At 57.6% G+C, this 14,819-nt stretch carries 13 protein-coding genes and 4 pseudogenes; 11 read left to right on the forward strand and 6 right to left on the reverse strand.

Annotated elements, in window-relative coordinates; genetic code table 11:
- From DTW90_RS34360 to DTW90_RS34375, 4 genes and pseudogenes are all read left to right on the forward strand, one after another.
- A pseudogene (locus tag DTW90_RS34360) lies at positions 1-504 on the forward strand (SOS response-associated peptidase); the annotation flags it as partial.
- 37 nt (positions 505-541) lie between these two features.
- Positions 542-805, forward strand: a complete 264-nt coding sequence (locus tag DTW90_RS34365; RefSeq protein ID WP_149344386.1) for a hypothetical protein — start codon at positions 542-544, stop codon at positions 803-805.
- Between the two features lie 187 nt (positions 806-992).
- On the forward strand, positions 993-1,268 hold the full coding sequence (locus DTW90_RS34370) for a hypothetical protein (protein ID WP_149344388.1): 276 nt from the start codon (positions 993-995) through the stop codon (positions 1,266-1,268).
- Between the two features lie 1,203 nt (positions 1,269-2,471).
- Positions 2,472-2,795, forward strand: a complete 324-nt coding sequence (locus DTW90_RS34375; protein WP_149344390.1) for a hypothetical protein — start codon at positions 2,472-2,474, stop codon at positions 2,793-2,795.
- 518 nt (positions 2,796-3,313) lie between these two features.
- Here the strand turns inward: DTW90_RS34375 and ligD are convergent.
- The 3 pseudogenes from ligD to DTW90_RS38115 all read right to left on the reverse strand — a co-directional run.
- Positions 3,314-5,983: pseudogene (gene ligD, locus DTW90_RS34380) on the reverse strand (DNA ligase D).
- A gap of 445 nt (positions 5,984-6,428) precedes the next feature.
- Positions 6,429-6,636, reverse strand: a pseudogene (locus DTW90_RS37945) (hypothetical protein); the annotation flags it as partial.
- A 93-nt stretch (positions 6,637-6,729) separates the two neighbouring features.
- Positions 6,730-6,819: pseudogene (locus DTW90_RS38115) on the reverse strand (DUF2934 domain-containing protein); the annotation flags it as partial.
- A gap of 147 nt (positions 6,820-6,966) precedes the next feature.
- Here DTW90_RS38115 and DTW90_RS34390 point away from each other — a divergent pair.
- The gene (locus tag DTW90_RS34390) at positions 6,967-7,179 is read left to right on the forward strand and encodes a hypothetical protein (RefSeq protein ID WP_149344392.1); all 213 of its coding nucleotides are present in this window, start codon (positions 6,967-6,969) and stop codon (positions 7,177-7,179) included.
- Positions 7,180-7,472: 293 nt separating this feature from the next.
- Here the strand turns inward: DTW90_RS34390 and DTW90_RS34395 are convergent, their stop codons facing one another.
- A complete protein-coding gene (locus tag DTW90_RS34395) occupies positions 7,473-7,928 on the reverse strand; it encodes an NUDIX hydrolase (protein ID WP_149344433.1) in 456 nt (151 codons plus the stop codon).
- Positions 7,929-9,107: 1,179 nt separating this feature from the next.
- On the opposite strand from DTW90_RS34395, the gene DTW90_RS34400 reads away from it, so the two are divergent.
- From DTW90_RS34400 to DTW90_RS34415, 4 genes are all read left to right on the forward strand, one after another.
- Positions 9,108-9,542 carry a transposase gene (locus DTW90_RS34400; protein ID WP_149344394.1) on the forward strand — a complete coding sequence of 145 codons (435 nt, stop codon included), beginning with the start codon at positions 9,108-9,110 and terminating at the stop codon, positions 9,540-9,542.
- On the forward strand, positions 9,539-9,892 hold the full coding sequence (gene tnpB / locus DTW90_RS34405; RefSeq protein ID WP_210251461.1) for an IS66 family insertion sequence element accessory protein TnpB: 354 nt from the start codon (positions 9,539-9,541) through the stop codon (positions 9,890-9,892). Before DTW90_RS34400 ends, tnpB begins: the two co-directional genes overlap by 4 nt.
- Before the next feature lie 45 nt (positions 9,893-9,937).
- A protein-coding gene (locus DTW90_RS34410) for an IS66 family transposase (RefSeq protein WP_149344396.1) occupies positions 9,938-11,595 on the forward strand; the annotation gives its coding sequence in 2 pieces (ribosomal slippage) (positions 9,938-10,223 and positions 10,223-11,595; 1,659 coding nt in all).
- A gap of 2 nt (positions 11,596-11,597) precedes the next feature.
- Positions 11,598-12,182, forward strand: a complete 585-nt coding sequence (locus DTW90_RS34415; protein ID WP_149344398.1) for a plasmid pRiA4b ORF-3 family protein — start codon at positions 11,598-11,600, stop codon at positions 12,180-12,182.
- Between the two features lie 34 nt (positions 12,183-12,216).
- On the opposite strand, the gene DTW90_RS34420 is transcribed toward DTW90_RS34415, so the two are convergent.
- Positions 12,217-12,456, reverse strand: a complete 240-nt coding sequence (locus tag DTW90_RS34420) for a DUF6429 family protein (RefSeq protein WP_149344400.1) — start codon at positions 12,454-12,456, stop codon at positions 12,217-12,219.
- Between the two features lie 33 nt (positions 12,457-12,489).
- Here DTW90_RS34420 and DTW90_RS34425 point away from each other — a divergent pair, with 33 nt between their 5' ends.
- Both DTW90_RS34425 and DTW90_RS34430 read left to right on the forward strand, forming a co-directional pair.
- On the forward strand, positions 12,490-12,768 hold the full coding sequence (locus DTW90_RS34425) for a heme-binding protein (protein WP_149344402.1): 279 nt from the start codon (positions 12,490-12,492) through the stop codon (positions 12,766-12,768).
- A gap of 288 nt (positions 12,769-13,056) precedes the next feature.
- On the forward strand, positions 13,057-13,260 hold the full coding sequence (locus tag DTW90_RS34430) for a hypothetical protein (RefSeq protein ID WP_149344403.1): 204 nt from the start codon (positions 13,057-13,059) through the stop codon (positions 13,258-13,260).
- Between the two features lie 481 nt (positions 13,261-13,741).
- Here DTW90_RS34430 and DTW90_RS34435 read toward each other — a convergent pair whose 3' ends face one another.
- Positions 13,742-14,767: an HWE histidine kinase domain-containing protein gene (locus DTW90_RS34435; protein WP_149344405.1), complete on the reverse strand. Its 1,026-nt coding sequence runs from the start codon at positions 14,765-14,767 to the stop codon at positions 13,742-13,744.
- Between the last annotated feature and the right edge of the window lie 52 nt (positions 14,768-14,819).

Consider the following 14,819-nt stretch of genomic DNA (forward strand, 5'->3'; position numbering starts at 1 on the left):
TCGCATGGAGCCGGATCGGGGCCTGACCAATGTTCGCAAGCTCAATCTGCCCCATTGGAAACGCTGGCTCGGTGTCGAGCATCGATGCCTGGTCCCCGTCACAAGTTTCGCTGAACCCGATCCCGCCAGCCAAGAGCCTGGCGGCCGAGTTCCAAACGCATGGTTTGCGCGAGACGAAAGCAAGCAAGTAATGTTCTTCGCCGGAATCCACGTCCCTCAGTGGCAGAGCGTCCGAAGGTCAAAGACGGGCTGACCACAGACGATCTCTACGGGTTCCTGACCACCGACCCCAATGAGGTCGTCCAGCCCATCCACGAGAAGGCAATGCCTGTCTTGCTATTGACCAAGGAAGACACGGATATCTGGCTGAACGCGCCGTGGGAGGAAGCACAGCATCTTGCTCGCCCGGCACCGAATAAGGCGATCATGGTCGCCTCCTGCGAAGCGTATGGATTAAGCGTCGTCACGACTGCGGGCGAACCCACGGAGCCGAGTTTCCTGTGAGGGCGACGACATCGGCTCGTTTGGAGATGGAATTCCGGTGACGCTCATCACCGACCTTATCGCCGAGCTATACCGCGCCGCCAATGAAATCGATCGGTTGACAACCGTCGAGAAGCGCCGCCTGCTGGAGACGGCAGGTCACACGATGCGAGATATGGATCAGGAGCTTGGAAACGTTGGCGATCATCGGTCCGAAAGAAACGCCGGCGAGCTGCTGAAACCCGCAGACACGATGGCAGATGGCGTGCCCGACATACTGGATGTGCACCGGATGCTGGTGCGGACGCCACTTGACGAATGAAAATTCTTGCCGGCTTCATAGACGTGCCGCCGCCACGCGACATAAAGAACTCGGGGGAGCACTTAGCCTGTTTGCAGATCTGGCTCAGCTCTGAGAACCTGAGGGAATGGGCATAGCGACCAGACTCATCCCCTCAACTCCGCCGACGCTACCTATCTATTGTATTGTGAGATTCAGAAAGAAGACAATGTTTGTCGATCAGAATTCGGAACTGATTGCACGGGAACTCGGTATCACGGTCGAGGAGCTCGTACAGTTGCATTACGAAGAAGGCTCGGAGGAAGACCACGGTGTGATCCACACCTACTACATGCGATTTTCGGACGAAAACCCTTGGCGGATCATGGTGAAGATCAAAGGCCTCCAAGGTAGCACGCTCAGATTGAATCCGAGCATATTCGAGGGCCCAAACAAAGAAGAATATCCGCAAGATCAACCTTATAAGGATGTGCCCCGAGATTAGCCGCCGTACCCCATCGCTGATAGAGTTGTCACTCAAGCCTCTTCTAGCAGCCGGTATATCAAGCTACGCCAGGCCGAACTATGGGCGTGCAAAAGGCTTCTTGCCGGTTTGCTTGTCTTGAATGTCGTCAAACTTCGACGATAGCACGAAAACTTGCGTCAAGAGTTTCCCGACGTTCTCAATCACCGTGTCGAGCTTTCCACCAAATGGCTCGACCACCCGATCGATGCGATCGTTCGTCGCCTAGATCGCCTTCTGGTTCTCTGCGAAGCCCTCGATCACCCGGTTTGTCTGGGCCCTCAAATATGCGTATTTCAAAATGCTCATCGTGCGCCGGTTGCATCCGACGATTGTTCATCGTGTTTTCGATAGGCGGTCTTGATTTGCCGGGGGGCGCGGAACTTTCCTGCCCGCGGGAGATTTGACTATCGCTCACATCCCCATGTGAGCGGAGCCAGGCGATCCAGATGGAAACCTGGCTCACCGTCCCTTCATTCCCCACTGCGGCGGGATCTCTTCTGGAACCAATACGTCGGGAATTCCCCTAATCGCTCACTCCATTGGGTGAGATGAGCCGGGTCCCGCCGCGAGCCCACACCACGAGTGCCTGATTCGCCCAGATCCCGCGAAATTCATCCAGGATATGGAGCTTCATCCGTCGAGGTTAGTTAATTAGCATGTTCTACTTCTGCGTTTCGTCTGCATCGTCTGCCCCGCTTCGGCGGGGCTTTTTCTCGGGAACAATCTGACCGCCGGCAGGTTGGGGAACAGCTTACACTCCTTTGTAAGCAGAGCCAGGCGCCCATCGCACCCACAGCTTAAGCGCTTGGCTCCCAATTCGCCAAGAGACCCAGGACGGCGGCTCTAGCGTTAACAGATTTGGTACCGCAACCACCTTGTCGCCTTTGAAGAGCTATCTATTTACCTCGCCATCGGTCCCTATGCATCCACCGCTGGGCCGCTTGAGAGCTCATGTGCTCCCCCCGAACAAAGCGGAGGGGGACATGTCTCTCTTAAACCTACTTTCCCTTGAGAGTGACCAAATCGAGACATTCATCAACGCGGTTTGCCATTGGTGCGAAGCAAATGGGTGCCCCAACAGCCAAATCGGCCGCAGACAGGAAGCAGCAATCCGCATCGCTGTTTCCCATTAGGCTGATCAGGTCGCCTTCTCCGACATTTTGGCCCAGGAGACAGCCAGACATGGCGCTTGAAGCCGGTTTATTTGAACCTTTTCCAAGCTCACAGATTATCGCTGCGAACAATGGGCGAGATTCCATGTCCGCGTTTTACTTTTTGATCCACGATAGTGATGGCGATTTCGTCAATGACGAGCCGTATCAATACCCTGATTTACTCACTGCCCTCGAAGCTGCCAAGTTCGCCCTCACAGAAATGGCAGCGGATGGTATTCCCTTGGAAAATGGAGGGTCGGTGGCCATCGACGTTCAGAACGAGGACCATGCTTCAGTGGCAACCCTCGAACTGCGGTTCTCGCTCCAATTCTCCCAACCTGCGGAGACCTAAGCCTTCGTCGGCCCAAGGTCTGATCTTGAAAGATCAGGGCGCTGCCTACCTACCTTAGCGGCCTCGATTCTTGGCGAGGTCAGGCCGCTGTGCCGGGGGAGCTCACAATTCGGGCAGCGGTCACCCACATCCTTCGCGTAGCCAACTAGCCGCTTAGACTTCCGCCAGCCTGCGGCTCGCGCGTCGGACTCTGAGCAGAACCACTGCTCTCCTTCTTCCGTTGAAATCACGGTCTCAGTGTAGAATTTCTGTCCGGGCACATGATAGATGCGCTCACGGGTGTTGGTGCTGATGTTGCCTTTGATGTCGCATCGCGGATCAACAACAGCGACGTTGGCCAGGACCCATTAGTCAATGACAGCAAGTCGACGGGCGTGATGCGAGACATCGAGAACATCCGCGAACGCCCAATCGGGCACTGGCCATGGTCGCTGCGATCGCATTCCTGTTCGGCGCGACAAGGTAGGGGTTGCATGGCCATTATCACAGCAAATCGGACCGAAACAGAAACAGTCCTGTCAAAGCATCTGTCCCCGGGCTGCTCGCGTCTTGCCCTTATTGAGACGCGTGATCGCTTGCTCAAGTGAGCGTTGGCCGTCGCAGTAGTCCTCCCATGCCGTGCTTTGTTTGAGCAAGGCTGGTACAGTCGGAATCGCGAACCGTTTCGGATCGAGCCCTGCTTTGACCTGTGTCCAGTTGAGCGGCATCGAGACCGTCGCTCCGGGTCTCGCACGAGGCGACAACGGCGCTACCGCTGTCGACGTGCGGTCATTGCGCAGGTAGTCCAGAAAGATGCGCCCACTGCGCTGGGCCTTGGACATCTTGGTGAGATACAAGTCGGGATTATCGCGTGCCATCTCTACGCAGACATCATGCGCGAAACCTTTTCCTTCATCCCATGTGAGCTTCCTACCTTTCGGCACCAGCAGCGGCGTCACCACGTGGAGCCCCTTGCCGCCTGTGGTTTTGCAAAAGCTGACAAGACCGAGCTCCTCCAAGCGATCCCGGATTTCGCGTGCGCCCTCGATCACCGCCGCGAAATCGACATCCGGACCAGGGTCCAGGTCGAATACCAAGCGCCCAGGAACCTCCGGCTGGTTTGGTTCGCAGTTCCAAGGGTGGAGTTCGGTACCGCCGATCTGGGCGATCGCCGCCAATCCTTCAACCCGATCGATCTGCAGATAGGGCTGCTTGTCACCGGACACTTTTACCTGCTCGATCAGATTGGATGTCCCTTGCATCGCGTGACGCTGGAAGAATTGCTCGCCACCGATGCCATCAGGTGTCCGGATAATCGAACAGGGCCGCCCCTTGATATGATTGATGAGCCAAGAACCCACGGCCTCGTAATAGTGCGCCAGGTCAACTTTCGTGACCGGCTCACCGCCAACGGCGTCGGGCCATAGCTCTTTGTCCGGACTCGAAATCAGGACACCCATCACGTCGACCTTGGCGCCCTTACGCAGCCCCGACGGTTTCGCGCGCGTTGGCTCGGGATCAGGGACATTCGCTTCGGCGGGGGCGGCTGGCTTTTCGGCTTCGACCTCCTTCGCAGGCTTGTCTTCGCGAAGTCCCTTGAACGCCGCCTGCCTGACCTGGCCGTCGGCAGTCCATCCGGCAAACTCGATTTCTGCGACCAGTTCAGGCTTCACCCAAACGATGTCCGGGTTCTTCTTGGGAGCGTCAATGCCGGTGAATGGAGATTTCGGCCTCTCAATCTCTTTCAAGCGTGGCAGCAGTTTATCGACGACGCTCGCGCCATATCCGGTCCCGACCCGGCCGACATACACGAAATGCTCGCCACGATTGACACCCACCAGCAACGACCGGAACTTGCCGTTTGTGGTGGCGTAGGCGCCAATGACGACCTCATGCCCTGCCCGGCATTTTGATTTTGCCCAGATTTTCGTCCGACCGGACTCGTAGGCGGCATCAGCTTTCTTGGAGACGATCCCCTCCAACGAAAGCTTGCAGGCAGACCGCAGGACAGCATCTCCGCCCGTTTCAAAGTGTTCAACGAAGCGCAGACGCGGATCGTCGCCAGCAGCATCCGACAGCAAAGCCGAAAGACGCTCCTTTCGCTCGGAAAGCGGCAACCGCCTTAGGTCGTTACTGCCGTCACACATCAGGTCGAAGGCAAAATAGACGAGATCATCGGTTTTGCCCTCGGAGAGTGCTGCCTGCAAAGCCGCGAAATCCGGGGCGCCATTCTCGTCGAGGGCACAGATCTCACCATCGATAATGGCGTCGGGAAGGCTCGACCCCGAGCGAGCGATCGCAGAATACTTGTTCGTCCAGTCAAGACCCTTGCGGGTCTTCAGAGTTACCTTGCCATCCTCAACGCGCATCTGAATGCGGTAGCCGTCGAACTTGATTTCGTGGACCCACCCTGCGGTGGAAGGCGGTCGATCCAGCGTTTCGCAAAGCTGCGGAGCGATGAAATCCGGCATGACAGAGGCTTCGGCCCTTTCTCTTGGCTTGTGTTTGACCATCGCCTTGGTCCCTGCTTTCCGCTCGTCGGCCGCCAGCCCCTCACTGCTGTCCCATACAGCGTCCGCTTCGACGACGCCGCCTGCGGTCATGAAGGGCTTTGGCTTCTTCCCTTTTCCTGCCGCGATGGCTTCCATCGTTCTGCCGGATGCGACGGATGTGTCGTTCTCCTCCAGGACGGCCGCCCCGTCCTCGTCCACGGAGAAATCGTCATGATGCTTGATCAGGAGCCAGTTGGTACGTTTTTCGCCCTCGCGTTCGCGCATGCGGACCAGCACGAAGCTGCCATGAAGCCGGTCACCCTCCAGAGTGAATTTGAAATCGCCTTTGGCCAAAGCCTGCGCGGGGCTCTTGTTTCCTTCCGGCTCCCAATAACCTCGGTCCCAAAGCATGACGGTGCCACCGCCATATTGTCCCTTGGGGATCGTGCCTTCGAAGTCGCCGTAGTCGAGCGGATGGTCTTCGACCTCAACCGCGAGCCGCTTGTCTTGAGGGTCAAGTGATGGGCCTTTGGTCACCGCCCAAGATTTGAAGACTCCGTCCAGTTCTAGTCGCAAGTCGTAATGAAGGCGGGTGGCGTCGTGCTTCTAAATGACGAAGCGGCGGCGGTTCGAAGATTTGACTGTCAGCTCGCCGCTGGGCTCGGCGGTCTTCTTGAAATCACGTTTTGCGCGGTATTTTGAAAGATTATCGGCCATGGCTCTTCTCGATCGCGATCGAGAGTCGAAATGCGAAAACCGCTCTCATAGTTCCCGGTAGTTCCATTTCGCACGGTTCCGATTCCCGGGCTCGCGCTTCATCATTGCGCCTTGGTATCGAATTCAGAAAATCGCTCACGTTTGGCTGTCACAAAGCTTCCGCTGAAGGGTCTGGTTTCAAGTGGCAAGGTTCAGGATAGATCCCGACGGCGATGAACTCCTCGTAACAGGACATGCTGAACAAGCTGCAGGGCGCGGACTTCACGAAGCAGGGCCACTCCGATCAGGAAAACGCCCTCAAGGATGCCCACGAGCGGATACGTCCTTCGCCACCCAGCTCAAGGCGGCCCGAAAAGGACAAGCGCACTCCGCTCGACTTCGTAGCTGTGCCTCATCCGGACACACTAGGCGGGACGGGGTCGAGCGAATCGGTCACCGTCAGACCTCACCGCGCGTTGATACCTGGAAGAAGATTTTCGACCTGCTTGCGATCTCCTAGCGGAAGCGTCTCGATCCGGCTATGCCAGAATTCCTCGGCCGCCGGGGGGATCGGCTTCCCATTGCCGGACATCGGTGATGTTGTCATCGATCTTCGACAATCTTCTGCCGCCAAGCGACAGATATTCCTGGGCAAGCTTATGCGTTCTCGTTTCCAGGTCGTCGCCGGATGGCGCCGACACGCCGCTGTTGTGATCCGAGGGCATAGTCTGCGGCATTCCTCCAGCGTTGCGATGTTCCTCTTCCGCCTCCAGCCAGTGGCGCTCGTGGGCGCCTTCGGGACGAACTTCGTCCTCCCACTTCCAATAGGCTGCCTTTCGGATTTCTTCCTCACTCATGACTTCCTCCTTGGTAGGGCTTCGGAGCCTAAACCTCCCATCTCCATCATCGTTCCAACACTTGGCGCGCCGGAGCGAAAACCGTGCGCTTCACCGCCCTCCGGAACACCATCCTGGTCTCGGCGTTGTCCGACAAAGGAGAGCAAGATGTCCAAGATCACAAACGGCCCGAACGACCGCCCGAAGGACGAAAGCATCGCCCAGAGTGGCCCTGGCATTCCCGACGACCGCCGCGCGCCTGTCACCGCGTCGAATAAGGAGATCGAGGAGGCTCGGCGCAAATTGAAAAGCGGCGATCGTCCAACCGAGAGCGTTGAACTGGAGCGTCAGCTTGAACACCCAAAGCACGGAACCGCTTGAAGAATTTTCGCTGGAGACACCGCGATGACCTTTAGACCCCCACCCCATTTTCGGTCCAGATCGGGCTCGCCTACCCGAACTTTGGTCCTGCGTTCGTAAACCAGGCGAAACAGGCCTTTCAGTTTTCGCACGGCATGGGCGAAATATCCAACTTCTACGACAGCAGATTTCAGTTTCGCTTCATCCTCGAATGCATAGTGCACCCGCCTGATCGTTGCTGATCAAGTCAGGCGGGCGGCGTGATCCCGGCAGTTTCTCGCCGTCCGCTACGAGCTTTCAACCTCACTGGGATGTCATTGGCGCAGCTTGCTCTTGCGTTCGTGCAGCAGCCGGAACAGCCCCTTCAGTTCAGGTTCATCAACTTTAACCGCCGCCTCAAAACAGGAGCACCACAAAAGCTCGCGCTGCCCCTGCTCCCTATATTGGTCTAACGCCCTTTCAAACTTCAGCAGATGGACCTGGACCACGCAGGGTACCTTCTCGCCATCGCTGAGGCATTTGAGATAGGTAAAATAGCCGAATGCCTTCTTCGATACCTTACCGCAAACGCCGGCCTCTTCACGCGCCTCTTGCTCTGCGACCTGATGGGGGGATCTGCCCTCCATGGGCCAGCCTTTCGGGATTGCCCAGCGGCGTGACTCTCGGGTCGTGATCAAAAGCACTTCAAGCGCTGTGGTCACCTCGTTCAGCCGATAGCATAGAGCGCCAAACTGCTCGCGTGCGCCATTTACCGACAACCTCGGTCCCATGCTTGCAATTTGAGCCAATAGAGGCCGATTTTTGGGCAAATCACTCTCTCCATCGAATCGGAAATCCAGTTTTTCAACATAGAAGCCGGATCGGAAAGAGAAACACCCACGCCATCTTGCTACAGATCATTTTTGGTGCGGAACTTTCCCGCCCAGCGGAGATTTGATTACCGCTTACATCCCCATGTGAGCAGAGCCAGGCTCGATCATCGCTGTTCCATCCCGAGGAGAGCCTGGCTCACCGTCCCTTTCTTCCGGCACGGCGGGGTTTCCTCCGGAACAATGTGAGCGCCGACAGGTTGGGAATAGCTTGTACTCCTTTGCAAGCAGAGCCAGGCGCCAATCGCACCCACAGCGTTCACCCCCTGAGTGCCTGGCTCACCCCCATGTACTGGTAGTTCCCAAAACTTCAATTTCACGATATGGTTGCAATGCTGGGTTGGGGGCAATCCAGCGAAAGGCCGCTGCCAGAGATGAGCTCTGGCAGCGGACTTTTTATAACCGGTTAGAAGTGGCTAAATCTTTGTAGAAGTCACCCGCACACTTTTGCACGTGCAATGAGCATGAGCGAGGCCGAGCGTTGCCGATACCGCATCCGCGGGCGTGGCCGGAGGGCGCCCCTTTTGAAGAGTGATCGGTCAGGTTGGGACAGGGCAAGCATTGACCAGCTTTGCCGAGCCGAAAACGATCAAAGACATTGTTGAGGCAGCCCCTCATCCTTGGCGCCTTACCAGCACATCATGGGGACAGGCCCAAGTCGGCGCGAAGACAGCGAGGATGCCGCACTGCTTCAAAAGCAAGGGACTGCGCACGAGGCCTCGCATCGGGAGCACCTGACATTGAGCAGTCGACAAGTTGTCAAATTGAACGCTGCTCACTTGCCACGAATGTACAAGAAACCAAGAACGCTTTGATCGCCGGATCGGACGATCGTGTCGCACAACATAGATCTTGCCGCGGCGAAATGATCGTCGCCGCGAAGACCCACGCGATCGAAATCGGCGCCCGGGCGAGCATCGTCGTCCTCGGTGACGGCGGCGATCTTGTCGCAATGGTACGAATGGATGGTGCTTGGGCTGGTGCCTTCGACCGTATCCGTCCGAGCGGGGCCGCCTTTGAATATTGGATAAAACTGTTCAGACCCTGTCCTTATTCCCAGGCATAAGGACAGTTGGACAGATGGAGATTTTTGAAGGGGACAGCGGGTCTCGGGTGAGCCGTCTTGAGGTGATCAACACCGGACGGCGGCGTCGATTTACTGAGGATGAGAAGCTGCGGATTGTCGCAGAAAGCTTTGCGGGGAGAGGCCAGGCATCGGCCACGGCCCGTCAGTACGGCATCAGCCGCTCGCTGTTAAACCGTTGGCGCAAATCGGTTCGCCAGGGTTTGCACGGCCAGAAACAAGCCGATGGTTTTGTGCCGGCGTTCGTCATGCCGGAAACTTTTGTGCCAGCGAAGCAGGTCACTCCACCTGCTGCGATGGAGCATCCGGTGGCGTCTCCTTCCGGCCGCATGGAGATTGTCGCGGCGAACGGCCGTCGTGTGGTCGTGGACGACAGCGTCGACGTTGAGGCGCTGCTGCGGATCATGCGGGGTCTGGAGACGTTGCGGTGATCACGCTTCCTTCCGGTCAAAATGTGCGGGTGTGGATTGCAACGGGCCATACGGACATGCGGTGTGGATTTCCATCGCTTGCGTTGCGGGTGCAGGAGGTGCTGAAACTGAACCCTCTGGACGGCAATCTTTTTGTATTCCGCGGTCGCAGCGGATCGCTGATAAAAGTGATCTGGAGTGACGGCCAGGGGAGCTGCCTTTTTACAAAAAAGTTGGACCGCGGCCGGTTCGTCTGGCCGTCTGCGGAAGGCGGCGCGATAGTGATATCACCCGCACAGCTCAGTTATCTTCTGGCCGGGATCGACTGGAGGCATCCTCAGGAAACCTGGCGGCCGACGAAGGTCGGCTAGCATTATTCAATTGAAAATACTGAGGAAATCTGATCGAATGGCTTCATGATCTCAAAGCCTGTCGATCTTCCTGCGGATGTTGTAGGCGCTTACCTGGCGCTGCTTGGCGAGCATGAAGCCTTGCAGGCTAAACACGCTATCGCAGTTGCGGAAGCGGCCAATGCGCAGGCGATGCTCTCTGACAACGAGGCGCTGATCGTTGCTCTGGAATTGAAGATCGAGAAGCTCAGGCGCGAGTTGCGAGGCCAGCGCTCTGAACGCACGGCGCGCCTGCTCGACCAGTTGGAACTGCAGCTCGAGGAACTCGTGACGGCGGCGACGGAGGACGAGGTGCGGCACAGGCAGCAAGCGCCAAAACCTCGAGCGTACGTTCGTTCACGCGCAAACGACCGGTGCGCAAGCCATGGCCGGACGATATCGAGCGCGAACGTATCGTCATCGAGCCGCCGACGACTTGCGCCTGCTGTGGTGGCTCACGCCTGTCGAAGCTGGGCGAGGACGTCACCGAGACGCTGGAAGAGATTCCGCGCCGGTTCAAGGTGATCGAGACGGTGCGGGAAAAGTTCACGTGCCGTGACTGTGAAGGCATCAGCCAGGCACCAGCACCGTTCCATGCCACGCCGCGCGGCTTCATCGGTCCTCATCTGCTGGCGACGATCCTGTTCGACAAGTTCGGCATGCACAGCCCGCTCAACCGGCAAAGTGCCCGGTTTAAATGCGAGGGGATCGATCTTTCGACCTCGACGCTGGCCGACCAGGTCGGGTACGCAACAGCCGCTCTCATGCCTGTCTTCGATCTGATCGAGGCGCATGTCTTTGCGGCCGAGCGTCTTCACGGTGATGACACCACCATTCCCATTCAGGCCAGAGACAAATGCACGACCGGACGCATATGGACTTACGTATGCGATGACCGGCCGTTTGGGGGAACAGCGCCGCCGGCGGCAATCTACTATGCTTCGAGTGACCGCCGCGGCGAACATCCGCAGAAGCACCTGGCCGAGTATGGCGGCATTCTCCAGAGCGATTGCTACAATGGCTTCGAGCCGATCGCTGTTGCCGCAATGAAAGAGGTCCCGATCACCTTCGCCTTTTGCCATGCGCATGCGCGGCGGAAATTCTTTGAGCTGGCCGATATCCAGAAAAGTGCGCGAGATCGCAAACGCAAGGGCAAGCCGATCTCGCCGATCGCGCTTGAGGCCGTCAAACGGTTCGACGCGTTGTTCGAGATTGAGCGGCAGATCAACGGCTTGAGCGCCGAAGAACGACTGGCTGTGCGGCAGGAGAAGAGCAAGCCACTGTTCGATGACATGCACGAGTGGTTGACGAAGGAACGCGCCACGCTCAGCAGATCGTCCGAGGTCATCGAGCCGATCGATTACATGCTCAAGCGCTGGGAGGGCTTTGCCCTCTTCCTCGAAGACGGGAGAGTTTGTCTCACGAATAACGCAGCCGAGCGGGCGCTGAGAAGTGTCGCATTGGGAAGACGGAACTGGACCTTCGCCGGTTCCCAGCGTGGGGCCGATCGTGCCGCTGTCATGCTGACCGTCATCACCACCTGCCGCCTCAACGATGTCGACCCAAAGGCGTGGCTTGCCGATGTCCTGGCTCGCATCGCCGACCATCCTGTCACGCGCCTGTACGAACTGCTGCCCTGGGAGTGGAAACGCGCATCGCCGGCAACCGTCATGCTGGCGGCCTGACGATGGTGGCTTCCGTCGTCCGCCTGAAGGTCACCCTCGATCATGTCGAGCCGATAGTGATGCGGCGCGTTGTTGTGCCGTTCACCATCAGGCTCAGTCGGCTGCACGAGGTATTGCAGGCGGCGATGGGCTGGACCAACAGCCACCTTTACGAATTCCGCATGCGTGACGTCGGCTTTGGTTTGCCGGACGAGGAATGGGGGGATGGTCCGATCGATGCCCGCAGGGTCTCGCTGCTGTCGGCAGTCCAGGACACCGGTGCGAAATCGTTCAAATACCTTTACGACTTTGGCGACGGTTGGGAACACAGCATCAAGATCGAGCGCACCTTTCCTGCAGTCGGCACGGAAGGACCGATGCTCCTCGAAGCAACGGGAAACTGCCCGCCCGAAGACGTTGGTGGTCCATGGGGTTATCAGGAGTTCTGCGAGGCGCTTGCGGACCCGGCGCACGAGCGACATGCCGAAATCCTCGAATGGTGGGGCAGCAGCGATTATGATCCCGCCGCCGCCAACTTCTCGCAGCTCAACAAAGCCGTCGATGACCTGGCTGCAAAATGGGTCCGAAAAGCGCGACGCAAAACCTGAACACTGGGCTGTGGGTGAAAGCCGAAACTGGATTTTACCGTGTAAACAACCGGCGGAATAGTTCCGAACGCCGTGGACCTTCGTCCGTCAGGACCAGCGACTTCGACTTGTTCGCCGGATCACACATCGGTCCCTTCTCATGCAACCGATCCGTCGTCGCCCAGTCAAACCCCTTCCAGGCGCAACGTTCGTTGTGGAGCGTCAGCCATAACAGTGCCAGGACCGCGTCGTCGATTTTGTCCTCTCGTCGATCTCCATTCTGCCAGGCTACCACGCGCGAGACTTCAAGTCCCGCGGCCCACCTCGGATGGGTACCTTCGACCTCGCACTTGGCAAGGCGCGCACGTCACGTGCCTTCCAGGCGCCCTCCTCCGCGTTCGTACACCTGATCCAGCTCGGCCAGCCGCTCTTCTCAGTCAACAGCGTCGGCGGCGGCCAATACGTCATCCTGCAGGGCGGACTGCCTCTTGTGGTGAATGGCGTTCTACACGGCGCACTGGGCGTTAGCGGAGGCACACCCGATCAAGACGAAGCTATTGCCAACGCGGCGGCTGCCCTCCTCCAGGCATCGAATACAAAGGAATAGCACAATGGCTGATCTTCTCGATTTCCACTTAAGCGCCTCGTGATGCTCAAGGGCGGCCACTTCGATCCCCCGACCGCGAAATCGAACGCGTCCGGAGCCGCCATCGAATGGTTCCGTTCCCACCTCTAGCAACGTGGCCCGCGTTCGGCCGCCAGAAAGGAATGGAAATGCTAAACGGACCTGAAGAGAACCCGTCCCCGAAGAATTAGAAGGAGGTCGCAACTTGCTAGCGCTTGCTAAAGAGACGTTACGGAGCAACTGTGATCAATCCGCACTGGGAGGTATTTCATGGCACTCGTTAAGCTGACCTTCAAATCCTCGACTTCGTATCCGATTTATATCAATCCGAAGATGGTGATCTACATTCGCCAGGATCCGAACCGGACGGGCATCCATCTTGCAGGTGGCGGAGGCGACGGTGGCGTCTTCGTCGCAGTCGAAGAGCCCATCGAAGAAGTAGCAAACCTTATCAGCGCCCAACTAGACAGGTGACGGATAGGGAGGCCTCCTGGTTTCGTAAAGGTATCAGACCGGCTTTGTTGGAGTCCCTTTGTCCTCGGTTGCCCTTCGATCCGCAAGCAACATATCCAGGGCCTTATGCTCCGGGCCGAAAGGGCGTTGATTTAAAAATGAGGCGACGGAGGTTATCGTTTCATGACCGCCGGATGATGGGTTGCTCAGTGAACAACCACCTCTCTGTTGGTCAACTGATCGATACCCAAGAACCATCGGTCGCCATTTGTGCTTGTCGCAAATTCTCTAATATTTTCCATGATTGTGCTCCTTCTAGGCGTAGAAGTAGAGCGCGAGTTCGGGATTACGATGAAATAAGCCACCATCGCTCTGCTAATGCCGCGCCCGAATCCGCGTGTTCAAATTTCCTATGGGAACTACAAGTCCCATACGCGAAGCCGTTTGGGGTGAGCCCCGATCCGACCATGCTCAATTTGTTGCATCGCGGCGAGAGACCGCGTCACTCGATCTGGGCGAGATCACTGCGAAATTGAATCTTTGACAACGGCACGTCGAGCATGAGGACGAAGCCAGGAGGTTCGTACAAGACATCAACTTCACCGTAAGCGGTTAAGCTCGACACGATGAGACGTGATCCGAAACCCTTGCGGGTGGGTCGGGCTACCGCCGGACCGCCGGTCTCGCGCCATTTGGCCACAAGGAAATCTTCTGTCCTGCGGTGTTCTATGGTCCACGACAGATGGATCATCCCTTCTTCATTCGATAGAGCTCCATATTTGCATGCGTTCGTCAAAAGCTCATGCAGAACCAGAGAGAACGAAAGCGCGGCTTGGGGTCCCAGTTCGACGTCGGGTCCTTCCACCTGTATCCGGCCGCTTCCCTCCATGCCGATGTTCACCCTCGCAGCCTCGACAATGTTTCCAAGCGTCGCGCTAACCCAGTTCTTCTGAAGTAGAATGTCGTGAGCCTTCGAATAAGCTGCGATTCGAGCCTGCAGCTTTTCCGAGGCGTCGTCGAGGGAGGTTGCATTGCGAAGAGACTGCGTGGCAATCGACTGCACCACGGAGAGGGTGTTCTTCATCCTATGGCCGAGTTCGTGCATCAAAAGACGCTGCCTGTCGGCCTGGTCCCGCTCCTGCGTCCTGTCGCGAAGGATCTTGATGAAGCCAATCACGACGTCGTCTTCCGCGCGCAGCGCCATCATTTCACCTGAGGCCCAGAAGGTTGTGCCATCCTTCCTCAAATGCCAGCGTTCGTCGCTTCCTCTTCCAGCGCTCAGTGCAGAGGTCATTTCCCTCTGCGGCAATCCCTTTTCGCGATCCTCTTGGATGAAGAACGCTGTCGCCGGCTTGCCAACCATCTCATCTGCACTCCAGCCAAGGATGCGGCGAGCGCCCTCGTTCCAGGATGTCACTAAGCCGTCCAAGTCCATCGAGATGATCGCATAATCGATCGCGCTCTGGACGATCGCTTCGAGAAACCGTTCTCTCGATGAAATCTTTTCGGTTCCTGTCTCGATCTTCATGGGCTTGTTCCTTCAACGTCGGGCGCCAGCCTTTTATGGTACGAGCGATTCC

This window comes from Neorhizobium sp. P12A (assembly GCF_008365395.1).
Lineage (GTDB): Bacteria > Pseudomonadota > Alphaproteobacteria > Rhizobiales > Rhizobiaceae > Rhizobium.